This window comes from Chryseobacterium sp. MMS23-Vi53, from assembly GCF_047651245.1.
Lineage (GTDB): Bacteria > Bacteroidota > Bacteroidia > Flavobacteriales > Weeksellaceae > Chryseobacterium.
The window spans coordinates 402,531-427,558 of sequence record NZ_CP180265.1 but is presented as its reverse complement, the minus strand read 5'-3'; the positions used below and the strand labels follow the sequence as shown (position 1 = coordinate 427,558).

Sequence of the window (25,028 nt, the reverse complement as noted above, 5' to 3'; positions counted from 1 at the left end):
GATGTTGGATTGGAATATGATTAAAAAGAGAATTCTGTGGTTACAGTTTTAATTTGTAATTGGTATTCCAAAGGTAATAGTTTACCAATGCTAGACTTATGACCAAAATCATACTAAGTTGATTTCTTTGGTTTTAATTAAATTTAAAATAAAAAATAAAGTGATAAAAAGAGTTTTTTCATAATATAAATTATATAAATTATATAAATTCTAATCTGTAATTTTAGAAGAAATTTTTTTAAGTGAAATTTAATTTTTTAAAATTTTAAGCAGATATTTTAAAACAAAAATCATGTAAAGTCCGTCAAATAGGACTTTTTTAAGTATTTTTATCCACAAACGTCATTAAAACCATTAAACAATTTGTATTTTTACCATTCTAATTTTTTATAATGTCAATTTTTTCAGAAAACATCAGGCTTTTGCGAGGTAAATTAGGAAAAACTCAACGCGAATTGTCTCAACAAATAGAAATTACTCCTTCAAGATATAGTTCATACGAAAACGGAAGATCAAAACCTCCGGTGGAAATATTAATTAAAATTTCCAGAATGTTTCATGTTAGTATTGATCTTTTATTATCAATTGATTTAACGAAATATTCTTTGGAAGATATGCTGAAGCTTCCGGATAATAGAATTGTTTTGCCGGTTGTAGTCGATCAAAACGGAGATGAAAGTATTGAAATTGTGCCACAAAAAGCCTCAATGGGTTATTTGAATGGTTACAGTGATCCTGAATATATCGAAAGCCTACAAAGGATTTCTTTACCGTTTCTTAAAAATGGAAAATTCAGAGCGTTTCCTGCAGATGGAGATTCGATGCCGCCGTTTAAGGATGGTTCATTTATTATCGGAAAATACATGGAAGGTTTAAATGATTTAAAATCAGGCAATACTTATGTTTTTATTACATTAAATGACGGGATCACGTACAAGCGTTTAAAATCGAAGAATAAAAATTCTATTACGGTTTCTGCAGATAATACATTTTATGAGCCGTATGAAATTCCTTTTGGAGAAATTGTGGAAGTATGGCAATATGCTTCAGGAATTTTTCCGGAAAATTTTTAACTAGAATTACTTTTTGAATTAAAATAAAAAACCGCTCTTTCGGGAGCGGTCTATTAATTTAAGTTATTTATTTTTTAACAGGTAGATCCGCAAGTCAAAACTTTTACTTGTGGAATACCATTCACTACGCATACTACGTTGCAAGTATTTCCCAGGACAGGAGATCCGTCTATAGGAATCTGTATACCTAGAACATTCACCGGAGCGTCACCATAATCTATGTTAATCAAGCCTCCGCCATTGATGATTTTTAAATCATTTCGATTCAATTTTTTTAAGCTTTTCATAATAAAAATTTTTAATGATTAAGTTCATTCTAATTTACAAATTATTTTAACATTAACTATTTAATAATCAATTTATTTGAATATTATGATACTTAAAATTGAATTATTTTCTGTAAAAATTTAAATTAAGTTTACTGTATCATTCAGGTTCTGCAATTCCTAAAAAAATTACAACACCATCACCGCCGGGATTATCCAAAACATCTACCAAGGCTGAAGGTTTCCAATTGTTCATGCACCAAAGATTTCCGGCTCCATCGATATTGGTTGACGTAAGTCTCATAATGGGTTGATAACAATGCATTTGTACAGGTTCGTGTCTTGACTGCTTCAATTTTGGCTTAGTCTGAGTCCCATAAAGAGGAAATCCATTTGCTAAAGTTACCTCGGAACCCCCTGTCGGAACGGTTAAAAGCATTGCAGACTCAGGCTTAGCCGGATTTCTAAGCATTGTAACTCCAAAAGGTCCCTGCATATCTAAAGTTGGATTGTCTTTAAAATCGGTTTCATGACCAAAATTGGCAAGAAAAACGGTTTCCTTTTTATCAATTTTCACACCCCATGGTGCATAAGTATTTACATCATAATACCCTTTAAATGTAAGGTCTTTGCTAAGAACTGTCGCACGACTGCTGCTAACTCCCACTACCACAACGTCTCCTTCCCCATTAATAGTCACTTGACGAAGTGACTCATAACCCGTTTCTCCATTTGCGCTTCCGGAAAAATCACTGAACCAGCTATTTTTTACAATTAATTTATTATCTTTTAAAGCTACCTTATAAACAGCCGAAAAAGCACAATTTTCCGGAACATGTTTATCATAATTTCCGATGCATGAAACATAAGCATTTCCTTCATTATCAGGTGTTACATCAAAAATTTTAAGGTAAGGAGTTCTCATCACAACAGGATCGGCATCAGCAGATTGTTTTACAGGAAATTCATTGCAGATTAAAGTCAGTTCAGGAGTAGGACCTTTTGCAAAATCGTTGTCTTCAGGTTTCAAATAAACAACAACTGCACTTGGTTCACTTTCAAAAGGATATACTCCAGGCTTGGACGGAGCAAAAGGATCTTGGCAGCCCACAGAAGCAATCCAAAGATTTCCAGCATTGTCATATTGCATCCCCTGAACTCGCGAAAGTCCTAATGTAAAACCGTTGGACGAACTCACAGGTCTTCCATCTTTATAATAAAAACGGGAAATGCTCCCCTCTTGAGGGTTATTGAATTCCGGTCCCCAGCCAAAATTTCCAAACGAAACATATTTTTTATCCGGACTAATTGCCGCTCCAAAAGCAACACCCAATAAACCTCCCCCTTGCACTGGCGAAAAATCTGCGGGAGTCGCATCATATTTATAAACCGGACAATGTGTTCCCGAATCTCCAGATCCAGCGCGGAAATTGTTGGCAATCCAAGCGTTATCATCTGCATCGAAAACCACAAAAGCAGAACCACTCGGAATGAAATTTTTAGCCCCAGAAGAATTACTTTTTAAAGTTAAAGTCCAGTTATTTGGTGCTTTCTGATCGTCCGACATATTTTTCATGGAGACTAAAGAATTAGGATAAATTTCTGCCATGCCAACAAGCATTTTATAAATATTTCCTGCATTGGTAAATGGATCGTGTAAAATATTGCGAATAGCTTGAAGGAAATTTTGGTTAGGTGTGTCAGATTCATGCCATGCATAGTCCAAAAATTGTTCGTAAAAAGGTTTTCTTGTATTTGAAACTGGATTTGTTAAACTATAATAATACAGATTACAGAGTGAATTGAACATTGGGTAACTGTTTGTCTCAAAGCCATTTGGAGAAGTGCTGATCATCTCTCCAATACCGCCTTCGGTTTTATAGAGATTATTCTTCATACCGTAAGCGATTTTCATATTTCGTTCTGTACCTCGCATTTGAACGGCTCCATCGTCGTCTACGGTTGCCATTCTTGCAAAAGTGTAGATTGAAGCAATAGAGGATTCAGGCGTAACTTTCACAATATCATTAGCATTCGGAAGATATAATGTGGCAAGGAAAGTAATTGGTTTATCGTTGATTGCATACTTTTTATCTCCGATCATATATTCGTTAATCCAAACGGTTACTGCGTAATATTCGGATTCATTTTCTTTCATTTCTGCACTGAAAGTATTGCCTTCAAAAGAGGTTTTGTTGTTTACGGCTCCTACAAAACCATTAACGATTCCAAAAACCTGGAAACTTCCCGAAGTGATGGTAAGATTGTTCACTTCAACATTGAATTGTACTTTTTTTGTTGACATAAATAAAGATGATTTAAGGGTTTTAATTTATTTAACAGAAAAAGAATCAAAAGATTTAGACTTTTATGTTTTAAGTTCATCACTAATCCATAAATAAGAAAACATAAGCTTTTAAAAATCATTAATTTTTTCTTTGCTGGCTTTTGTTTTCTAAATAAATTACTAATGCACATTTAATCCTTTTTCTCTTTCGTGGTAAGTTTTAATAAGTTATTAGTTTAAATAATTAGCCAAATTTCGCAATTAGGAATCGATTTTTATTAAGTAGAAATACGGTACTGAAAATATCCCAACTATTCCTCAATTTATGAGATGAATAAAGGGTTTAAAAAGATACCACAGTTTTCATAAAAAATTAAAATATGTTTTAAATGGCTCAATTTTAGATTACTAAAATTTAATTGTGCCTTTTTCACAGGTAATACTATTTTCAAATCAAAATTATCTGCATTATGGAGACGTTTAAAAAAATAATTTTGAAAATTCTAAAATGGACAGGAATTTCAATAGCTGCAATGCTATTTTTGATGTTTATTCTTCCGATTTTGTTTCCGGGAACAATTTCCCAGCAGGTAAAGATTTTTGCCAACAAACATCTTGCAGGAAAACTCGATTATAAAAAAACGCATCTTTCTTTTTTCAAACATTTTCCGTCGCTTACAGTTTCTGTTGATGATCTTATTTTGAATGGTTCAAAACCTTTTCAAAACGATACTTTGCTGACAGCCAGAGAAGTTGCAGTAGGAATCAATCTTAAAAATCTGATTTTTGACCGCGAAGTAAAAATCGATGAAATTTATGTGACAGATGCGAATGCGAATGTCTTTGTGAATAGCAAAGGCGAAGCAAATTATAATGTGTATGTTTCCAAACCTTCTGAAAAACCTAAAGATACGACGGAAAAAGGTGCTTCGATAAAATTGGATTTGATTAAATTTAAAAATTGGAATATCAAATATAATGATCACTCTGCGAGAGTTTTGGTTGATGCCAAAGGTTTGAATTATACAGGAAAAGGAGGTCTAAGCGAAGATATTTTCGATCTGGAAACCGATCTTAATATTAATAAATTAGATTTTAGCTTAAACAGAATTTATTATGCCAAACAAAAAACTTTACATGCCGATCTTATCACAAGAATCAACACTAATGCCCTGACTTTTGTTTTAAGAAAAAATGAATTAAGAATCAATGAATTGCCGTTGAAATTTACCGGAGCATTAAGTATTTTAAAAGACGGTTATACAATGGATATCAAGGCGGCATCGGAAAAAACGACGATTCGTGAAATGATTTCCGTGCTTCCTCCGCAATATCTCGATTGGGCAAAGGATACTAAAATTTCGGGAAACAGCGATTTGTATTTTCATATAAAGGGTAGATTTAGCGAACCGAAAAATATTAAACCAAGAGTAAAAGTCAGACTTTTGGTGAAAAATGGTTTCGTCTCCAACGGAAAAGCACCCGTTCCGATGAACAACCTGAATATGGATCTGAATGTAGATTTACCATCATTAGACACCAATCAATTGGCAATAGATCTTAAAAAACTAAGTTTTGATCTCGGAAAAAACAACAACTTCAGAGCCTTTGTGCAAACAAAAGGTCTGGATGAGATGCAGGTAAAAGCAGATATCAAAGGTGCGGTGGATCTTCAAATGCTGAGACAGGCTTTAGGCTTACAAAATATTGATGTTCGCGGCTTTATGGATACGAATATTCAGGCGAACGGAATTTTTAATTTAGATAAAAAGCTATTCCCAAAAACCAATGGTTATCTGAATCTTAAGAATGGTTTCCTTAAAACAAAATATTATCCGAATCCTATTCAAAACATCAATTTGGTAGCTACTATTACCAATACTGACGGTACTTTTAAAAGTTTAGGGCTGAAACTAGATCCTTTTAGCTTTGATTTTGAAGGAAATCCGGTTTTTGTAAATGCAGATTTGCAGAATTTTGAAGATTTACTGTATAAAGTTTGTGCAAAAGGTGTTTTGAATGTCGGAAGAATTTATAAAGTTTTTGCTAAAAAGGGTTTCGATATTTCCGGTTTAATCATGATGGATCTCGCCTTGAACGGTCGGCAAAGTTATGCTACAACGGGGCAATACAGTAAATTGGATAACAGAGGAAATTTAATTTTAAAAAATATTAAAGCAACAACAGAATACTTACCCAAATCATTTTTCATTAAAGAAGGAAATTTTGAATTTGAAAACGAAAAAATGTGGTTTAGAAAATTCTTTGCAACATATGGAAAATCTGATTTTTCGCTGAACGGATATCTTCTAAACACGATTAATTATTTTATTGAAAGAAAAGGAACGCTCCACGGAAAATTTGGATTGAATTCTAATTATATTTTAATTGATGAATTTATGGCGTTGAAAAGTGGAGACAACATCAACAAATCCATTGAGGTTGAATACGCTAAAGTCGAAAATCCGAACAGCAGCGGTGTTGTGATTATTCCTAAAAATCTGGATGTTGCGTTGGAAGCGAATGCAAAACAGGTCGAATTTAAAGGTTTGAAATTAAATCATTTAAAGGGAATTGCTTCGGTGGATAAAGGTCAGGTTTATCTTAAAAATACATCATTTGATATTATTGGAAGCCGCATGAATATTGACGCCCGTTATCAGGATGAATCTCCGTTGACAGCAAATTATGATGTTGCTTTAAAAGTTCTTGATTTTGATGTGCAAAGAGCTTACAAAGAAATAGATATGGTTCGTGAAATGGCAACAGCAGCCAAAAATGTAAAAGGAATTGTTTCTTTGGATTATAAATTAAAAGGTGATTTCGATAAAAATATGAGTCCGATCTACCCATCCCTGGAAGGTGGCGGTGTAGTGAATCTTCGTGATGTGGAAGTGAAAAACTTAAAAATGCTTTCCGCAGTTGGCGATAATATTGGTGCTAAAGCATTTAATGATCCCGATATGAAGGGTGTTAATATTGAAACGCATATCAAAAATAATTTAATACATGTTGATAAATTCACGTTTAAGGTTTCTGTTTTGAGACCTTCTATCAGCGGAACGACCAGTTTTAACGGATTGCTGGATCTTCAGGTGAGAGTCGGACTTCCTCCGGGCGGATGGATCGGTTTCCCGATTGTTGTGACCGGGACGCATGAAAAACCGAAAATTAAAATTTTCAGTAAAACGGGACAAGGAATTATTGATGCCTTGTACAACAAAAAGTCCAACAAGGTAATTCGTGAGGAAAGACGCGCCGAAAAGAAAACAAGAAGACAGCAACGTAAAGAAAAAGCGGCTCAGGAGCAGAAAGCTAAAAATGCTGAAAAACAGATTAATAAAGACTTGAAAGAAAAATAAAAACCTTCATACCACAAAAGTGCAAATTGTGGAAAAATTAATGTTAAAATTTTTATTTCATAAGTAATTTGGTCATTAAATTGTATAAGAATTATTAAGCAAACTATTAAAAAATTAAACGACTATGGATATTTCTTATTATGATTTTAAAAATCTTCCAAATCAGGATCAGTGCAATTTTGTGATCAATCAGGGACGTGTGATGAATGAAAGAATTTCTGACACACTAAAGTATGTTTTGTATGAAGTTTCCTATTTTAGCGTAGAAATTATTTACAATACAGCCAATAATAAAATCGAGGGAATGAATGTTTTTCAGATCAAATCTGCATATGCGAATTAGAATTATTTTTTCAATTCAATCCATACAGGCGCATGATCACTACTCTTTTCCCAACCGCGAACGTGCTTATCCACACCTCCCGATTGCAGGGCGGAACTTAAATATGGACTCAATAAAATGTGATCCAGTCTGATTCCTGCATTTCGGTCGTAGGCTTTGTAAAGATAATCCCAAAACGTGTAGACCACTTCGTCCGGATACAAAGTTCGGATAGAATCCAGCCAGCCTTTTTTTATTAATTGTTGATATGCTTTTCTCACTTCCATTCTGTAAAGCGCATCATTTTCCCAACGTTCAGGCTTATAAACATCAATTTCTGTAGGAATTATATTAAAATCTCCGATAATTATGGCGGGAAGTTCCATTTTTATTAGTTCACTGGTTCGTTTTTGTAAACGTTTGATCCAACTTAATTTATGATCAAATTTCGATCCCGGATAAGGGTTTCCGTTCGGGAGATAAAGACAGCAAATCACCATTTGATCGATAATGGCTTCCAAATAACGGCTCTGTACATCTTCATCGTCACCTGGCAAAGTATTCTGAACTTCAACAATTTCATGATCTTTTGAAAGAATGGCAACCCCGTTCCAACTTTTCTGTCCTTTCCAAATCGCCTGATACCCTGCGTCATTGATTTCTTTAAGCGGAAAACGTTCCTGCGGAGCTTTCAATTCCTGAAGACAGACAATGTCGGGTTGGGATTCTTTTAACCATTTTAGTAAAACGGGTAATCTTCCATTCACTCCATTTACGTTATAAGTTGCTATTTTCATGCTAAAAAGTTTGTTTTTATAATGCGACAAGAATTATTCCATCAATTTAATTCAAAAAAATTTAATACTTAATAATTTAAATAAAATTAGGCTCTATTAAATACAATTGGCATAGTTTATTCATTTTATGTTTAAATAATATATTATGGCAACTAAAAATTTTAATAAAGATGAATTCGTGCAGGATGGCGATAGGTATCAAATCGAATTCAGCATGAAAGAAATCGGGGAAGGATCTGATCTTATAATTGAAAGAAAAAAGGATGATGGAGAATATGAAATCATTCAGGCAGAAGTTAACAGACATGATGAAAGCCTTTTTGTAGTTTGGAGTGAACCTTTTGACGGAAGATTAATCTTTGAAAAATAATTTTATGAATTACCAAGAAGCTTTACAACACAAAAAAGAATCACTGAAAAATGCGGACGAAAATGTTTTAGAAAATTTTCATTTGATCATTTCTCCTGCTGATACAGAGGAAAGTACAAGATACATTGAAGATTTTCTGAAAAATCCGGACAATTTTAATGATGAAAGTTGTAAAAAATATTGCTCGAATGATGAATTTCAAGTTGTGAGTTTTAAAAAAGAAAATAAATAATCATTTTTATGGATCAGCTTAATTTATTTAACCCAGATGAATTTTTCCGATTTCCGACCGACTTGTTGGAATATACGGAGCATTTTCTGTCTCAAGATAAAGCTGATCTATTATTTGATAAATTATTAAATTCAGTTTCATGGGAGCAAAGAACACAAAAAATGTATGACAAAATGGTCATCACTCCCCGACTCACAGCTTGGTTTGGAGATAGTGAAAAGTCCTATAAATTAGGAGGAAGTCAATTTGCCGTAAATCCCTGGCTACCAGAATTACTAGGTTTAAAACAAAAAATTGAAGACAGTTCCGGCTACAAATTCAATTCTGTTTTGCTGAATTTATATCGCGACGGGAACGATTCTGTAGCTTGGCATCGAGATAAAGAAAGCGAATTGGGAAATCGTCCTGTTATTGCTTCCATAAGTCTCGGACAGGTTCGGAATTTTGATTTCAGAAAAGTTGATGATCATCGTCAAAAATACAGTCTGGCTCTACAAAATGGGTCGTTGCTCATTATGAAGGGCAATCTTCAGGTGGATTGGGAACATCGCATTGCAAAATCTACAAAATCAATGAAACCTCGTATTAATTTAACTTTTAGAATGGTAAAAGAACTATGATTATAATGTTTAAATTTTTAACAATTCTTCTAATTCTTCAATAAATTTTACCTGAGCAATATTTATTTTTTCTTTCGCTTCATCGGATTTACACCATTCCCAACGATCGACTTCCGGAATTTCCATAAACTTTCCGGATCTTGGCGGCCATTCGATTTGTATTGTATTACTAAAAAGTCCTTGCACTTCAATATTGCCTTCAACAGCCCATGCATAAACGGTTTTTCCGCCTTTTTGTTTAATCGGTGATAATTCTATAAAATCTCCTTTGATGGATTGTCCTGTTTCTTCTTCAAATTCAATTAATGCGCGGGTTAAAAAATCTTCATTTTCATCAATCTCTCCTTTGGGAATCGACCATGCACCTATATCTTTATTCTTCCAAAAAGGTCCTCCCGGATGCACCAGAAAATAGAAAAACTGATTTTTAATTCTTTTAAATAATAAAATTCCGGCACTTTTTTTCATAATTAAATGATTTTGATTTAGTTAAATAGCTTTATAATAATCTGTTAAGAGAAATATCCGGAAATATTTAACAAGGCTTGATTTCTGTACATTTCGTAAGGATTAATTTACGTTTTTTGATGATTTAATTAAAATTTTTAACTTTTTATTTGGAGCTTAATCCCGCTTTCCGTTGCAATTCCTCATTACGCGGCTACGCTTCGCTCCGCCGCTCCATTGCGGGATTTTCTCTACAATCGGGGCTAGGGTGAAAGTCATTTATTATTGTGGAAGTGTTTCCCAAGTAATGAAGTTATCTTTTTAGTACGATCTTCAAATTTAACAGTCGCGAGTTCCTAGCCCAGATAGTAACGGTTACCCCGCAACAGGCGTTGGAAAGCTGGAGGGTTTTAGGTGCTGGAAAGTGTTGGCGTGAGGAGTATGAGTGGATAGCTGGAAAAAGCTTCAAATAAAAAATAAATTAATCTGCTAAATTCCCATAAAAAAAGAGACTTCTAAAAAAAGTCTCCTTGTATTTTATGATGAAAACTAAATTACTGTTTACGAATTCTATACAATCTTCCCTCGTCGGTTACAGCATACAAATTATTGTCCGTTCCTTGTGTAATGTCTCTGAAACGCTGGTTTTCATCTGCTAAAAGTCTTTCCTCGCCTTTTACAACGTTGTTTTCGATGACCAATCTTGCAATGTGTTTCCCACTTAAAGCGGCAATGAAAAGATTATTCTGCCACTCCGGAATATTGTTTCCTTTATAAAAAGTAATACCACTTGGAGAAATTACAGGATCCCAATAATAAACAGGTTGTTGCATTCCAACCTGTTGCTGAACACCGTTTCCGATAGTTGCGCCGCTGTACTCGATTCCGTAAGTGATGGTTGGCCAACCGTAATTTGCTCCGCCCTGTACACGATTGATCTCGTCACCACCTCTAGGACCGTGCTCACTTTCCCACAACTCTCCCGTCACAGGATGAATTGCCAATCCTTGCGGATTTCTATGTCCCATACTATACAATTCCGGCAAAGCTCCTGATTGTGAAAAAGTTGGATTTCCGGATGCCGGTGTACCATCTTTTGTAATTCTAAGAACTTTACCCAAAGCAGCGGTAACCGATTGCGCAAGAGGTCGGGTCGAAAGATCTGAACGTTCTCCTGTACTTACCAATAAATTCCCTGTATTGTCAAATAAAATTCGACCGCCATAATGCAGTGTTCCTACATTTGCGGAAGGATTTGCTCTAAAAATAACGGTTGGATTTTCGATACTTGTTTCAGAAGCGGATAATTTTCCTTTGGCAACAGAAGTTTGATTTCCTCCGGCTACATTTTCTGAGAAAACCCAGTAAATCATTCTGTTCGAGGTAAATTGAGGATCGATTGTTATTCCCAACAAACCACCCTGTCCCGAAGAATTTACGGATGGAATTCCTGTAATAGCGCTACTTAAAGTTCCTGTTGTGGTTACAATTCTCATTGTTCCGCCTTTCTCGGTAATTAATAATCTTCCGTCGGGTAAACTTGTGATTCCCCAAGGTGCCGCAAGAGAACTTGTTAAGACCGTGCTTTGGTAAGGTGTGGTTGTTTTTACTCCGTTTACTCTGGTTTGTCCGGCAAAAGCAGGCTGATAATTTGTATTCGCCGGATTGGTTTCTACAGGTGGAAGTCCTGTTCCCTGCTCGGTTTCCGAGGGATTTTCATCGATACTGTCTGTGCATCCTGCAAATAGAAATGCAGATGCAATCATGGCATGGTAGAATGTTATTTTCATATTTCAAATTGTTTGGTGATCTTTTAGTAAATTCAGGTTTTTGGATACAAATTGCTTGCCGTATTCACCTTTTATTGAAATATGTGATTGTTTTTTTGATTTTTTAACTTTTATTTTTCTGTTGGAGTTTTGCAAATGCTCAAAGATTTTATAGAAAAATATTTTTAAAATTAAAGCACTAGAATTTCATGCTTGATAAAGTCTAATGCTTCATATTTATGTTATTTTTGATTTCTAAAATATAAAGAAACATAAAAAAAGCCGCCCTTTTTAGAGCGGCTGTACCTTACGATACTTGTTTTTTCAGACTAGCAAGAAGCTGCACCACAAGATAATACATGTACAGAGATAACTCCGTTTAGTACACACTGTACTTGGCACAATCCGTTTTCTAAAACAGTAACAGTTCCGTTTACAGTAGCACCTAGTGTAGAACCAACACCATTTACTACTCCACCTACTACACCTCCAACACCATTTACGATGCCTCCAACTGTACCTACAGTACCGTTTACAACACCTAAAACGTTATCAAGAAGTCCAGCTCCTGAAATAGTTCTTAACTCGTCTCTGTTTAATTTCTTTAAATTTTTCATGAATGTAATATTTGTTTGATTAATACATCACGAATATATGAATAATTATAATATGGCAAAATAATTTTGAAAAAAATCTTAAAATATTTTTATAAGTTAATATTTCATTAATATAAACGTTATTTATTGCGAATTCCATTCCCTAGTTTATCTTATTGATTTTCTTTATGTTAAAATTTTTAACATTCACCAGAGTGGGATTTTTTAATGTTAAATTTATTTTGCGAAGCGATACGAATCTTAAATAAAAATAGAAAAAAATTCACACTATAAGGAATTTTTAGGGTAAATTTTTTACTAATTTTTCTTTAAATCAGTCTAAAATTTTCGTGATCTGAAGTTTCGGCGAAGAAAAGTTGAAATTTTTTGAAGAAAAAAAGAATTAAAAAGGGTTTAAAAAATGAAGATTTTTTGAAAAGATTATTCAGTGTGAAATTTTCTATGAATCTAATTTATGGGAATAAAAAAAGTCTTTACATAATTTATATAAAGACTATCACTGTATTTCTAAATTTATTTTAATCAACTAACTCCGAAGGCAGTTTCTCCACCTTTTCGCGGTGCATATTTCCCCAGTCGGACATTGCTTTCAACATCGGTTCCATTGTTTTTCCCAGTTCTGTCATTTTATATTCTACGCGTGGCGGAACTTCAGCATATACGATTCTTTCGATAATCTGATCTTCCTCCAATTCTCTGAGCTGCGCCACCAACATACGCTCAGAAATACCTTCAATGGATTTTTTTAATTCACTGTAGCGCATTGTATAATTATTGAGTCTGCACAGGATTGCAGGTTTCCATCGTCCTCCAATGATGCTTAAAGATCTTGCCATTCCGCAGGTTTCATTAATAAGTTTTTCATTAAGAGAGTTTGTGGATGTTGTTTTTCTCATTTCTTACTTTTTTGTTAGTACTTAACAATTTTATCAGTACTTACAAATTTAATTATTCCGATTTAAATTTGCATAAAAAAAGAATGAAAAATTTATCAAACAAAATCGCTATCGTAACAGGTGGATCTCGTGGAATCGGTGCTGCTATCACTCGTAAACTTGCTGAAGAGGGAGCAAATGTTGTTTTTACTTATCAAAGTTCTGCAGAAAAAGCGGAAGCATTAGCTAACGAAATTAAGAATAATGGAGGAACAGCAATTGCTTTAGCAGCAGACAGCTCCAACCCTACCGATTTAAAAAATGTTATTGAAAATACAGTAAAACAATTCGGAAAAATAGATATTCTAGTAAATAACGCCGGAATTTATGTCGGAAAAGATTTTGTAGATTACACACTGGAAGATTATCAATTTACAATGGATGTGAATGTGAGAGCTGTTTTTCTAGGTTCTCAGGAAGCTGTAAAACATATGCCGGAAGGAGGTCGAATCATTTCAATCGGAAGCAATATGGCGGAAAACGCAATCGGACCTCAAACTACACTTTATACCATGAGCAAATCGGCCTTACAAGGTTTCACTCGTGGGCTTGCAAGGGATTTAGGTTCACGAAAAATTACGGTGAATTTAGTTCAGCCAGGTCCAATCAATACAGATATGAATCCTGACAATACGGAGTTTGCAGATTTCCTTAGAACTCGTTTGGCAAGCGGAGAATATGGCAAAGGCGAGGATATTGCAAATGCAGTTGCCTTCCTTGCTGGTGAAAACAGCAGCTATATTACAGGTACATTTATCACTGTGGACGGAGGTTTCAATGCATAAAATTATTAGAAACGAGCTTCTCAACAAAGTAATTTGAGCTTTTTATATAAGTAATTGCCTGAAAGCTGTCTATACATTTGTACTGTTTTAAAAATACAAGAAAATGGATTTACAGTTAAAAGGAAAAAGAGCTTTGGTAACGGGTTCAAGCGCAGGATTGGGAGAGGCTATCGTAAAAATGCTGGCAAATGAAGGTACAGAAGTGATTGTTCACGGTAGAAATGTTGAGCGTACAAACCAAGTTGCGGATTTCATTAATCAAAATAATGGGAAAGCAGATGTTGCTATTGGGGATTTAACGACCGATGAAGGCGCAGATAAAGTTGCAGAACAGGCATTAAAAGGTGGAAAAATAGATATTCTTGTGAACAATGCAGGATTTTATAAGCATACTTCTTGGCAAGATACAACATCGAACGACTGGTTAGAGGTCTATAATGCAAATGTTGTATCTTATATAAGAATGATTCACAGGATTCTTCCGCAAATGAAAGAATTAGGATGGGGGCGAATGATTCATATTGGCGGTGGTTTGGGAATTCAGCCAATTAAAGAACAGCCTCATTACAATGCAACTTTGGCGGCGAGACACAATCTCTCGGTTTCATTGGCGAGAGAACTTAAAGAAACAGGAATTACCTCAAACGTCGTTTCTCCGGGTGCTATTATGAACGAAAGCGTTGAAAAATGGTTGATGAGTGCAGCTCCTGAAAATAATTGGGGAACAGATTTTACTGAAATCGAGAAAAATGCTGTAAAAAATATAGTTCCAAATGATACAGGAAGATTCGGAAGACCTGAAGAAATTGCGGCGGCAGTTTGTTATTTATCAAGTCCTTTTGCGGATTATGTAAGCGGTGCGTTGTTGAGAGTTGATGGAGGTACGATCAGAAATATTTAATCATTTTAATGAATAAAAACCTTCTTATCAACTTTGATAAGAAGGTTTTAGTTTACTATTTTCTATAAAATTGTCTGTCAATGGAATAATTTGCTGTAAATGAAAAATATTTGATTTCACAGCGGGATCGTTTTCTATTATTTTTTCAAAATCATCGGCGCAGGATGAGCGGATGATGACTCCTATTGAATTGTCATTCATTACTTTACCGTAATAAACTGCTTCTACAAAACCTTTTAAATTTTTATAATAATTTTTATGAGCATTAAATTCTTTAGTATTAAAATTTTGAGACTGTTTGAAAATTAATATCACTAAATGGGGCTCTTTAAAATGATTAAGAATAATATTCATAATTTTTGAAATTAAGATTAAAAATAATTAATGATCTGAAATGACTACTTTTTGTGCGTTCGGAGATTTTTTCTTCATTCTCACAAATAATAAAAGAGGCATCGTTAAAGCGAAACACGCTCCCAAAGCATAAAAGGCATCAAGATAACTCAACATTGAGGTCTGTTTTACAACCTGAGCTTCGAGCAAAGCAATTGCTTTTGAATAGGCATCATTATACGCAAAACCTTTCGCCACAAAATATTTAACAAAATTGTTGATCCGTTCCATCACACTTTGATCGGTGTAAGTCAAATTCGAAACAAGATCGTTTCGGTGCGCCCAAGTTCTCCTTACATAATAAGTATTGATCACGGAAATTCCAAACGAGCCGCCCAATTGTCGCATCATATTATTAAGCGCTGCCCCTTGAGGAATATCTTTTGGCTCGAGCGAAGAAACCGCTAAAGTCGTTAAAGGAACTGCTAAAAATGCCATTCCAACCGATCTGAAGATCAATGAAAAAGCAATATATTCTGCCGAAGCATCCAAACTCATATGAGCCATGTGCCAATTGAAATAGATAAACAAAATATATCCTGCAGCTACGATAAATACAGGCGAAAGTCCTTTTTGCATCAATCTTCCGGAAAGTATTAAAGCTAAAACAGCGAGTACCGCTCCGGGAAGCATGATTTCTCCCGTTTGCAAAGGTGTAAAACCGAGCAATCGCTGGGCAATAATGGGTGTAATGAAAATCGAACTGTACAATCCTACTCCTGTAATGAATGTTAAAATGGCTGCGATACTCAAGGTTTTACTTTTTAAAACACTTAAATCAACAACCGGATTTTCAATATTGAGTTCCCAATAAATAAACATCGACAGTGAAATAATTGAAATAATCGTAAACCAAACAATATATCCTGTTGCAAACCAATCTTCGGTTTCTCCTCTTTCCAAAACGGTTTGTAAGGTTCCGATTCCGATGGCTAATAAAACGATTCCTGTCCAATCGATTTTTTTAACAATAGGTTTTTGAAGCGGTTCGGTTAATAGAATAATGCAAGAAATAATCGCGATAATTCCCACCGGAATATTCACAAAGAAAATCCATGGCCATGAAAAATGATCCACGATATAACCTCCCAAAGTTGGCCCGATTGTAGGACCTGTAAAAACTCCGATTCCGAAAATGGCTCCGGCAACGGCTTGTTTTTCTTTCGGAAACTGCTCAAAAATAACCGCTTGTGAAACAGAAAGTAAAGCCCCACCGCCCAATCCTTGAATAAATCTAAAGAAAACAAGCGTCCAAATATCATTCGAAAGCCCACACATGACGGAACAAATTGTGAAAATGACGATCGATCCGATGTAATAATTTCGCCGGCCAAGTTTTGCTGTTAAAAAACTTGTGATCGGAATAATGATCACATTTGCAATAGAATACGACGTAACAACCCAAGAAGTATCTTCAATGGTTGCTCCTAAATTTCCACTCATGTGCGAGAGCGCAACATTTACGATGGTGGCGTCTATAAGCTCCATTACGGCTGCTAAAAGCACGGTAATAATCAGTAAATTTCTTCTAAACATAATAAAAATACAATATCATCTCGACTGGTTTTTACCATTCGAATTCATCAGGTTTTTTTGAAAATTTAGGCATGAATAATCCTTTACACTAAATTGTTAATCAGTGTTTTGAATTCATTTCAATAAAATTTAATTGCGATTTAGGAATCCACAGTTTCCAATAAATTATTCATATCAGGATATTTTGCAGATTGGAAAGCTCTTCTGTAATCGGAAGGTGTTGTCAGTAAATGTCTTAGGAATGTCCTCCTCATAGAAACCAATCCTCCAAGACCACATTCTTCGGCAATTCTTTCAATTGGCATATCCGTGTTTTCCAAATATTTACGGGCTTTTTCTACCCTCAGTTTTTCGATAAATTTTGCTGGAGAAATTCCGGTTTGTTTGGTGAAAACTCTTGTGAAATTTCTTGGACTCATGTTCATATGATCTGCAACTTGGTTTACATCAAGTCTTTCATGCAGATGTTCGTTCAGCCAGGTTTGTGCTTTTTGAGCAATATGTCCCGAATCATATTCTGAAACCAAACTTCCGAATTGTGATTGTAAACCGGGTCTGTTTAAATAAAACACCAATTTTCGGGCAACTTTTATGGCAACATCTTTTCCGAAATCATTTTCTACTAAAGCAATTGAAAGGTCGATTCCTGTTGTAACTCCGGCTGATGTAAAAATGTGTCCGTCGTCACTATTAATATAAAAGGGATTGGAATTAACTTTAATATTTGGATAAGATTTCTTCATTCTTTCGGCTAAATACCAATGCGTTGTGGCTTTTCGACCTTCCAGTTTTCCTGTTTTAGCCAAAGCAAATGCACCACCACAAATAGAAGCAATTCTTCGTGTATTTTGCTTGTTTCTTGTTGATAACCAATCATAAAAGTCATTAAAGCTGGATTGACCTGTTTCTGTAAAATCGTTTCCGGCAATAATGATTGTATCGATTTCATCATTAAAATCCATTGCAGCGTATTGACAATCAATAGAAATGCCTGTTTCGGTTTTTATTTTTTTTGAAAAAGTCGGTGAAACGACAAAAACTTCATATCCGTTTTCGATTCCGTAGTCCTGTAAATATTTATTCGCATGAAAGAATACGTCTGTTGGTCCTGCCAAATAAAGGAGCGTATTCCCCGTCATTGCGACAACGAGAATCTTTTTCTTCTGAATTTTTGTATCGTTTTCCATATTCCGATTTTACTTTGTAAAAGTATTAATTTGTTGTGTAGTCGCAAAGGACAAAAATTATACAGTTTAAGCCAAGTTTGGATTTTTTTCTTTTTTGATTCTTTAATTAATTAGCTAACTAAACTTGTCAAGGCTTAAAATCTTGACACGATTTGCTACATACATATTTTTTAATGTTGAATGAATAATTGTCGCCAAGTCCCGATTGAAACGACATTCTTTTGGTTACGGCTGGAACGAAGTGGAAGCCGTAACCCAAAAGATACAGTACTTCGGCAGGCTCAGCATAAATTTCAAGCGGGATAAGCTTCAAATAAAAAAAACAAAAAATTCCCGCCAAAAAACTGACAGGAATTTCGAAAAAAACTATGTTAAAAACTACTTTGTAAATAAAGCTCTTCTTAACGTTGAAGCCGCATCAAGAACAGATTCTTTCACAGCAGGAATGTGTGCCAATGGATTCAACATTCCGTAATCGTGGATAAATCCTTTATATTCTACGACTGTTGTAGGTACACCTGCATCGTCTAATTTTCTTCCGTAAGCAACACCTTCATCATGAAGAATATCGTTTTCTGCAACCTGAATAAGCGTTGGAGGAAGGTCTTTCAACTCGCTTAGAGAAGCCTGTAATGGAGATGCATACTTGTTTTTTCTGGCATCAAGATCAGGTAAATAATTGTCCCACATCCATTTCATCAAAGGAGTTGTTAAGAATCTTTCCTGAGCAAATTTTGTGTAAGATGCTCTTGAAAAATCAGAGTCTGTTACCGGCCATAAAAGGATTTGTTGAGAAATTTTCGGTCCATTTTTATCTTTTGCCATCAAAGCTACAACTGCAGCCATATTTCCGCCAACACTGTTTCCAACGACTGCTAATTTATCTGAATTTACGCCGATTGCTTTACCATTTTGAGCCACCCATTTTGTCGCTGCATAAGCCTGGTTAATCGCCACCGGAAATTTTGCTTCAGGAGATGGTGTATAATCTGGGAAAACCGCCACTGCTCCACTGTTTACAACTAAATCTCTTACCAATCTTTTGTGAGTCGGGAAGTCTCCCAAAACCCATCCTCCACCGTGGAAAAACATAAAAACGGGAAGTCCTGCTTTTGCTCCTTTTGGCTTTACAATATGAATTTTTATGGTTTGACCGTCTTGAGTGATGGTTTTTTCAGATTCTTCAATATCCGAGTAATCGAAGTTTACAGATTTTTGTGCGCCCACCAAAACCAATCTTGCATCTTTCGGAGCTAATGTTTCCAGTGGTTTTCCGTCTCCGCTGTTTAGAACTTTTAAAAAGTCTCTGGTTTCTTTTCCGATGTTTGGATCTTGTGAAGCCGGATTTTGTTGTGCAAATACACTTGAATTTAAACTTAAAATTGTGATTGCTGTTAAGGCGATACCTTTAATAAATGTTGTTTTCATAATGAATATATTTTTTGTTTTATTTTTATGAGACAAAGGTATGGCGTATTGCAGTCCAATATAAAGCATAAAAGTGCCTGATAATTGTACTTTTTTCCTTTTGTGTAATTTTTTAAATTTTAAGCACAAAAAAAACCGTTCTATTGAACGGCTTATAAATTTGATTGTTATTATTTAATCAGCAAGTTGATCCACAAGGTAATAGTTTTATTTGTATGATACCATTTACCATACATTGTACGTTGCATACAGTAATACCTACTATACCTACTACTGTGGTAACAGCACCTGATACAGTTCCTAAAAGATCATCAAGCAAACCACTACCATTAATAGTTTTCAATTCGTTTCTGTCTAATTTTTTTAAATTTTTCATAATTATATTCTTTTTTGGTTAACGTTTTACTGATTTGCAAATAATCAAAAATAATATATAATCTGTATTTTTTAGAACAGACTCTGTCTTATGTTGAAGTAAATCAAATTTTGCCAATTTATTAAAATGCCAGTCTTAACAAGTTGATCCACAAGGCAGTAATTTTATCTGAACGACCCCATTTGTAATACATTCAAGAGTACAAAAAACATTATTTACAGTATTAACAATTGGCTTTACAACAGGATCCAGAATATCTAAAGTACCAATAAGATCATCGAGTAAGCCTTCCCCTGAAATGGTTTTTAATTGATTCCTGTCAAGTTTTTTTAAGTTTTTCATGATTATAATAATTTATGATTTAATATTTCACTAATGTACGAATAATTTTAATACCATTCCCTACCTTTGTGTATTGCTCTGTTTTTTTAATTATTCTAAAAATTAAAACCCCTTATACAGAGGCTTTAAAATAGAATATAGATTAAGAATTTTTCAATAAACAAAAATTTAATCTTTGTTTTTGTAAATGCTTTTTCCCTTAAATTGATGATAAGAATCCTTGATATTTTTAAGCTGTTCGGAAACAATGGATAAACTTTTTTCGTTAAATTCACCTTTATCAATAGCATCTTGATAGGTGTCAATTGCCGCTTTTTCGCCAAAAATTACATTTTCCAGTGTCGATTCTTCGATACTTCCGATTGTAAAAGAATTTTTCACATCAATCCATGCTCTATGAAGGATTCCTGCAACAGATGGTGAATCTTCCGCATCACCTCCATTTTCTATTATTAAATTGATGAGTTCATTTTTCATCACTTTAGATTGCGTAATCATTCGGTCATAATCATCTTTTACATCGGGATATTTTTCCCAAACTTTTCCTTCAACTTTCTCAAATCCTTGAATACGGTCATTGGTAATATGCAGTAAATCATTCAATACTGATATTTCTTCTTGATTTTTCATAATAAAATATTTTGTGGTGTACGAGAAATGTTACAAGAATTGTACCTTATGAGTTTTAGAAAATTTTTAATAATAGTTTTAATATTGATTCATAAATTTCACAAATGAAAAATCGGGATCTCGCATTGCAATCTCATTTTCACTTGATTGTTTTTGAGCTTCTAAAGCATATTGAAACATTCGCTTTTCATAATTGAAGATAGCTTCATCAATCGTATTAAAGTCTTTTTCTAAAAGGTTATCAGATAAAATTAAAGCATCCAATAAACCAGTGTTGACGCCTTGTCCGGCAAATGGTGGCATCAAATGTGCAGCATCGCCAATCAACGTGATGGGTAAAGGTCGATTTATCTTCCAGGTTTGATCTAGTAGAAGTTTTCTTGTAGGAAGACCGACGAAAAATTTGGTTGAACGGAACAAATTGAAATAAATTTCGTCCCAATTCTGCATTTTATTGATAATATAATCAGAAACTTCGGTAGGATTTTCAAAATTTAGTTTAATTTCAGAATTCCAGTTTTCAGGTTTTTTAAAAATCAAACCATATGATAATGCATCATTATTACATGGATTTACGACGAGTAAATTTCCATCATGCGCAGCCATCAATCTTTTGCCGTCACATAATTCAAAAAACTCAGGACAATTGATTTTTGGCAGAGGAATATCTCCCTGAATAATTATTGTTCCTGTTTCTTCAATTTGAGAATCTGTTACATAACTTCGCGCCTTAGACATTCCTCCGTTTGCAACGATCACAAAATCAGCAGTTTCATCAGGCCTATTTTCGAACTTCAACAACCATTTTCCATGATTTTCTTCCAAAGAAATTAGTTTTCTGTCCCAAACTACAGTTTTATTTTTTAAACTATTTATTAAAATTTGTCTTAAATCATTTCTATTAATTTCAGGATTATCATATTGATTTTCTGGGGTAATTTCATTTGAAGTTAAAATATTACCTTTTTCATCGGCAATATTTATACCCATAGGCATTGCGGTTTTGTAATATTTTTCAAGCAAACCGGCTTTGATCATCGCTTTCTGTCCAGATTGTTTATGAAGATCCAGAGTTCCACCCCAAATTCTTGCTTCCGGATTTTTATCTCTTTCAAAAACAGTGACTTCTACTCCATTTTGTTGTAATAATCTTGCCATCGTTAAGCCTACAGGTCCAGCACCGATAATGGCTATTTTTTTATTGTTCAGTAAATTGTTGTTCATTATTATTGTATTAATCTAACAGCAAAATTCTGAAAACGTTATCGCTTAGGATTGTATAAATGCGACAAAATCATGATCGTTAATTTTCTCTTTTTTTGCTTTTCGAGCAAATGCAGCCGGTGTTGTTCCCGTATATTTTTTGAATTCTTTAGTTAAATGAGCCTGATCGGAATAACCGAACTCAACAGCCAATTCTGCAAGATTGGATTCAGGATTTGTCCAAAGTCGGTTTCGAATTTGCTCAAATCGCATTAAACCTGAAACCTCTTTCAAAGTGTGTCCGGAAAATTGTTTGAACTTTCTTTCCAATGTCCGAATTGTGGAATGTGCTGCGTCTGCGATTTGATTAACAGGCATTGTTCCATTGGCTTTTCGCATTGCAATTCCTGCTTTATAAAGAAGGCTTTCTGTGGAAATTGGTGCTTGTGAAAAATATTCTTTTAGATGATTAATGGCTTTTTCAATATTATCATTTTTAATGCAATCATATAATATAGTATGAAGTTTTGCTATGGGATGCTCAAAAGTGTGAACATTATTTTTATTAGAATTTAGATTTAATAAATCAAAAACCGTCCATGGAAAACATCGTATTGCAAGAATTTGTAAACACCCTTTTGTATGAAAATGAACGGGCTGATCGAGCAAACCTACCAAAAACGGCGAAGGCAATTTCTGCAAAATCCCGTCCTGTAAAATGCTGCAGCCGTTTCCAAAATGAAAAATAATTTCCGCATATCCATCAGGAATTACTTCAAAATTGGTCTCTTCCTTTCCAAAATTGCTGTCATTGTACCAAAAACATTTGATAATATCATTTAATTCCTGAGGTGGTGCAAATTCCTGATGTTTGGTATTTGAAGGTCTCACTTTGTATTTTCTTTAATCAAATTTAATAAATATATAAAAGGTTAAACCATTAATCAAAACAAATATTATTGTAAATTTGTTAGACAAAAAATAATTATTTCTCACTATACAAATCATGAATATTATAGAAAATTCTTCACCCATTAAAGCGGTGTTCTTCGATATCGACGGAACTTTAATCAGTTTTAAAACAGGAAAAATCCCAAAGTCTACTCAAAATTCCATTAAAAAACTTCGTGAAAAAGGCGTAAAAGTTATTGTTGCAACGGGACGTTCCATTAATACTTTAGCTCATATTTCCCATATTGATTTTGACGGATTTATTACATTTAACGGTGGATATTGCGCGACCACAGACGGTAAAATTTTATCTAAAAAGACTATTGATTCAAATGATATCCAAAGTTTAGTAAATTATACTGAAAATTCTCCTTTAAGTTTTTCATTAATGTATGAAGACAAGGTAGAAATTAATGATGCGACACCTGAAGTTGTGGGAATGTATGCTCATGTCAATCTGCCAGTTCCTCCCATTCACGATAAAGAAAATATTGATACAGAAAATGTACTTCAGGCGAATATTTTTCTTAGACCAGAAGCCGAGGAAGAATTCATGAAAAATGTAATGCCCAATTCTACAGCTTCAAGATGGACTCCTCTTTTTGCAGATGTAAATCCTGGTGGAATCAGCAAACAAATCGGAATTGAAATTTTTTGCAATCATTTTGGAATTGATGTTTCAGAAACGATGGCTTTTGGTGATGGAGGAAATGATATTACAATGTTAAAATTTACAAAAATCGGTGTAGCTATGGGAAACGCCAACGACAATGTAAAAGAAATCGCAGATTATATCGCCGAAGATGTTGATAATGACGGAATTGAAAAGACCTTAGTTCATTTTGGATTGCTGTAATTTAAAGCCTTAAAATTGAAAAATTTCAATCATAATTAATTTTGTGGTATCTATTTTTAAGTTGTTTTGGTAAAAAAGGCACAGTATGTGTATATAATAAATCAAATCACTTAAAATATTATAGTTATGAGAAGTATATTATGGTTAGTCGCAGTCATCTGTATCGTAGTATGGCTATTGGGAATGCTTAATATCGTTCCGGGCATCAGCACAGGTTATTTAGTTCACGTCTTATTGGTAATCGCCATTATTGTAATTCTTTATAATATTATTACGGGCAGAAAGCCATTAGATTAATTTTATAAAATATTAAAGATAGAAAGCTGGAAATGAGAAGATATAAATTCTTAATTTCCAGTTTTTTTTGTTTTTAATATTTAATAATCAAATAAAAAAATCTCCTGCAATTTCTCACAGAAGATTTTAATAAACGATGATAAAAATTAGATTTAATTCAAACTTGTTTTCCTGAATTCCAAAGGATTCATACCTGTTTGTTTTTTGAAAAGTCTTGTAAAATAAGAAGCATTTTCGAAGCCTAATTCATAAGCAATCTCTGTTACTCCTTTTTCGCCGATTCGCAGTAAATTTTTCGCTTCTGAAATCAGGAAAATATGGATCAGTTCGATCGCTGTTTTTCCGGATTCCTGTTTCAGTAAATCACTTAAATAACGTGGAGAAATAGCGAGTTGTTCAGCGATAAACCCAACATTTGGAAGTCCGATTTTCTCCAAATTTCCTTCAACCACATAATTTTTCAACACTTCATTGAATTTGGTTGTCATTTTTCCGGATTTCTGGGCACGATCGATAAACTGTCTTTTATAAAATCGCTCAGAATATTTTAAAATAGATGAAACATGACTTAAAATAATTTCACGGCTGTATTCATCGGGATTGTTGTAATATTCGGTTTCAATTTTTTCATGTAGTTCCAAAATAATCTCTTCTTCCTTTGGAGAGAGGTGAATCGCTTCATCCATTTCATAATCAAAAAAACCGTGTAGATCGATAGATTTAAATAATTCGTGACCGCTAAGATAATCGGGGTCAATCATTAGCATAAATCCTCTTTCTTCAAATTTAAGATCAATCATTTCAATGATTTGTCTGGGTTTTGCAAAAAACATGCATCCATTGTCATGATCGTAAGGAGTTTTTCCGTACATGAAAATACCCGATTTTATCTTTTTAAAAGCAATAATATATGAATTTGTGGTAAATTTTTGATTTCCCAACGTGCAGGTAGAAAGACAGCCAACCATTCCAAAAAGTGGATTTTGAGGTGCATCCCAACGATTTCCTGCGTGAAGTTCTGTAATGGTTTTATAATGTTTCATTAA

27 protein-coding genes are annotated in these 25,028 nt (G+C 34.1%); 10 read left to right on the top strand and 17 right to left on the bottom strand.

Translation table 11 applies throughout. The annotated features are described in order from the left end of the window. Positions 1–392: 392 nt before the first annotated feature. Entirely contained in the window at positions 393–1,073 is a 681-nt protein-coding gene (locus ACKX2A_RS01980; RefSeq protein ID WP_415327343.1) for an XRE family transcriptional regulator, read from the top strand. A 74-nt stretch (positions 1,074–1,147) separates the two neighbouring features. On the opposite strand, the gene ACKX2A_RS01975 is transcribed toward ACKX2A_RS01980, so the two are convergent. Both ACKX2A_RS01975 and ACKX2A_RS01970 read right to left on the bottom strand, forming a co-directional pair. Then, a complete protein-coding gene (locus ACKX2A_RS01975; RefSeq protein WP_415327342.1) occupies positions 1,148–1,360 on the bottom strand; it encodes a bacteriocin-like protein in 213 nt (70 codons plus the stop codon). A 139-nt stretch (positions 1,361–1,499) separates the two neighbouring features. Then, entirely contained in the window at positions 1,500–3,644 is a 2,145-nt protein-coding gene (locus ACKX2A_RS01970; RefSeq protein WP_415327341.1) for a hypothetical protein, read from the bottom strand. Between the two features lie 476 nt (positions 3,645–4,120). Here ACKX2A_RS01970 and ACKX2A_RS01965 point away from each other — a divergent pair, with 476 nt between their 5' ends. After that, entirely contained in the window at positions 4,121–6,988 is a 2,868-nt protein-coding gene (locus ACKX2A_RS01965) for an AsmA-like C-terminal region-containing protein (RefSeq protein ID WP_415327340.1), read from the top strand. Between the two features lie 124 nt (positions 6,989–7,112). Then, positions 7,113–7,331: a hypothetical protein gene (locus tag ACKX2A_RS01960; protein ID WP_415327339.1), complete on the top strand. Its 219-nt coding sequence runs from the start codon at positions 7,113–7,115 to the stop codon at positions 7,329–7,331. Between the two features lie 2 nt (positions 7,332–7,333). On the opposite strand, the gene xth is transcribed toward ACKX2A_RS01960, so the two are convergent. Continuing rightward, positions 7,334–8,107, bottom strand: a complete 774-nt coding sequence (xth, locus tag ACKX2A_RS01955) for an exodeoxyribonuclease III (RefSeq protein ID WP_415327338.1) — start codon at positions 8,105–8,107, stop codon at positions 7,334–7,336. Between the two features lie 145 nt (positions 8,108–8,252). On the opposite strand from xth, the gene ACKX2A_RS01950 reads away from it, so the two are divergent. The 3 genes from ACKX2A_RS01950 to ACKX2A_RS01940 are packed head-to-tail and all read left to right on the top strand — an operon-like array spanning position 8,253 to position 9,329. Beyond that, on the top strand, positions 8,253–8,477 hold the full coding sequence (locus ACKX2A_RS01950; RefSeq protein ID WP_415327337.1) for a glutathione synthase: 225 nt from the start codon (positions 8,253–8,255) through the stop codon (positions 8,475–8,477). A gap of 4 nt (positions 8,478–8,481) precedes the next feature. Continuing rightward, positions 8,482–8,709 carry a hypothetical protein gene (locus ACKX2A_RS01945; RefSeq protein ID WP_415327336.1) on the top strand — a complete coding sequence of 76 codons (228 nt, stop codon included), beginning with the start codon at positions 8,482–8,484 and terminating at the stop codon, positions 8,707–8,709. An 8-nt stretch (positions 8,710–8,717) separates the two neighbouring features. Further along, a complete protein-coding gene (locus ACKX2A_RS01940) occupies positions 8,718–9,329 on the top strand; it encodes an alpha-ketoglutarate-dependent dioxygenase AlkB family protein (RefSeq protein ID WP_415327335.1) in 612 nt (203 codons plus the stop codon). 9 nt (positions 9,330–9,338) lie between these two features. On the opposite strand, the gene ACKX2A_RS01935 is transcribed toward ACKX2A_RS01940, so the two are convergent. From ACKX2A_RS01935 to ACKX2A_RS01920, 4 genes are all read right to left on the bottom strand, one after another. After that, positions 9,339–9,797, bottom strand: a complete 459-nt coding sequence (locus ACKX2A_RS01935; protein WP_415327334.1) for an NUDIX hydrolase — start codon at positions 9,795–9,797, stop codon at positions 9,339–9,341. Between the two features lie 533 nt (positions 9,798–10,330). After that, a complete protein-coding gene (locus ACKX2A_RS01930) occupies positions 10,331–11,566 on the bottom strand; it encodes a PQQ-dependent sugar dehydrogenase (protein ID WP_415327333.1) in 1,236 nt (411 codons plus the stop codon). A 308-nt stretch (positions 11,567–11,874) separates the two neighbouring features. Then, on the bottom strand, positions 11,875–12,162 hold the full coding sequence (locus ACKX2A_RS01925; RefSeq protein ID WP_415327332.1) for a bacteriocin-like protein: 288 nt from the start codon (positions 12,160–12,162) through the stop codon (positions 11,875–11,877). A gap of 518 nt (positions 12,163–12,680) precedes the next feature. Further along, a complete protein-coding gene (locus ACKX2A_RS01920) occupies positions 12,681–13,058 on the bottom strand; it encodes a winged helix-turn-helix transcriptional regulator (RefSeq protein ID WP_415327331.1) in 378 nt (125 codons plus the stop codon). Between the two features lie 83 nt (positions 13,059–13,141). Between ACKX2A_RS01920 and ACKX2A_RS01915 the strand changes: the two genes are divergently transcribed. Together ACKX2A_RS01915 and ACKX2A_RS01910 are read left to right on the top strand one after the other, a co-directional pair. After that, positions 13,142–13,882, top strand: a complete 741-nt coding sequence (locus tag ACKX2A_RS01915) for an SDR family NAD(P)-dependent oxidoreductase (protein ID WP_415327330.1) — start codon at positions 13,142–13,144, stop codon at positions 13,880–13,882. Positions 13,883–13,985: 103 nt separating this feature from the next. After that, positions 13,986–14,783 (top strand): SDR family NAD(P)-dependent oxidoreductase, encoded by a 798-nt coding sequence (locus ACKX2A_RS01910; RefSeq protein ID WP_415327329.1) that lies wholly within the window; start codon positions 13,986–13,988, stop codon positions 14,781–14,783. A 27-nt stretch (positions 14,784–14,810) separates the two neighbouring features. On the opposite strand, the gene ACKX2A_RS01905 is transcribed toward ACKX2A_RS01910, so the two are convergent. The 9 genes from ACKX2A_RS01905 to ACKX2A_RS01865 form a co-directional block, all read right to left on the bottom strand. Next, on the bottom strand, positions 14,811–15,137 hold the full coding sequence (locus tag ACKX2A_RS01905) for a hypothetical protein (RefSeq protein ID WP_415327328.1): 327 nt from the start codon (positions 15,135–15,137) through the stop codon (positions 14,811–14,813). 27 nt (positions 15,138–15,164) lie between these two features. Beyond that, entirely contained in the window at positions 15,165–16,712 is a 1,548-nt protein-coding gene (locus ACKX2A_RS01900) for a DHA2 family efflux MFS transporter permease subunit (protein WP_415327327.1), read from the bottom strand. Positions 16,713–16,852: 140 nt separating this feature from the next. Next, positions 16,853–17,899, bottom strand: coding sequence for a GlxA family transcriptional regulator (locus ACKX2A_RS01895; protein ID WP_415327326.1), 1,047 nt, complete (start codon positions 17,897–17,899; stop codon positions 16,853–16,855). Positions 17,900–18,277: 378 nt separating this feature from the next. Continuing rightward, positions 18,278–19,327 (bottom strand): alpha/beta hydrolase, encoded by a 1,050-nt coding sequence (locus ACKX2A_RS01890; RefSeq protein ID WP_415327325.1) that lies wholly within the window; start codon positions 19,325–19,327, stop codon positions 18,278–18,280. Between the two features lie 178 nt (positions 19,328–19,505). Beyond that, positions 19,506–19,703 carry a bacteriocin-like protein gene (locus tag ACKX2A_RS01885; RefSeq protein WP_415327324.1) on the bottom strand — a complete coding sequence of 66 codons (198 nt, stop codon included), beginning with the start codon at positions 19,701–19,703 and terminating at the stop codon, positions 19,506–19,508. Positions 19,704–19,838: 135 nt separating this feature from the next. Further along, positions 19,839–20,045: a bacteriocin-like protein gene (locus ACKX2A_RS01880; protein ID WP_415327323.1), complete on the bottom strand. Its 207-nt coding sequence runs from the start codon at positions 20,043–20,045 to the stop codon at positions 19,839–19,841. 168 nt (positions 20,046–20,213) lie between these two features. Beyond that, a complete protein-coding gene (locus ACKX2A_RS01875) occupies positions 20,214–20,675 on the bottom strand; it encodes a PA2169 family four-helix-bundle protein (RefSeq protein ID WP_415327322.1) in 462 nt (153 codons plus the stop codon). A gap of 78 nt (positions 20,676–20,753) precedes the next feature. Continuing rightward, a complete protein-coding gene (locus ACKX2A_RS01870; protein WP_415327321.1) occupies positions 20,754–21,899 on the bottom strand; it encodes an FAD-dependent oxidoreductase in 1,146 nt (381 codons plus the stop codon). 45 nt (positions 21,900–21,944) lie between these two features. Further along, positions 21,945–22,769: a helix-turn-helix domain-containing protein gene (locus ACKX2A_RS01865; protein WP_415327320.1), complete on the bottom strand. Its 825-nt coding sequence runs from the start codon at positions 22,767–22,769 to the stop codon at positions 21,945–21,947. Between the two features lie 115 nt (positions 22,770–22,884). Here ACKX2A_RS01865 and ACKX2A_RS01860 point away from each other — a divergent pair, with 115 nt between their 5' ends. Both ACKX2A_RS01860 and ACKX2A_RS01855 read left to right on the top strand, forming a co-directional pair. Continuing rightward, positions 22,885–23,685 (top strand): Cof-type HAD-IIB family hydrolase, encoded by an 801-nt coding sequence (locus tag ACKX2A_RS01860; RefSeq protein WP_415327319.1) that lies wholly within the window; start codon positions 22,885–22,887, stop codon positions 23,683–23,685. A gap of 126 nt (positions 23,686–23,811) precedes the next feature. Beyond that, complete coding sequence (locus tag ACKX2A_RS01855) at positions 23,812–23,982, top strand: lmo0937 family membrane protein (RefSeq protein ID WP_259106684.1); 171 nt, start codon at positions 23,812–23,814, stop codon at positions 23,980–23,982. Between the two features lie 152 nt (positions 23,983–24,134). On the opposite strand, the gene ACKX2A_RS01850 is transcribed toward ACKX2A_RS01855, so the two are convergent. Beyond that, positions 24,135–25,025: a helix-turn-helix domain-containing protein gene (locus ACKX2A_RS01850; RefSeq protein ID WP_415327318.1), complete on the bottom strand. Its 891-nt coding sequence runs from the start codon at positions 25,023–25,025 to the stop codon at positions 24,135–24,137. Positions 25,026–25,028 lie beyond the last annotated feature (3 nt).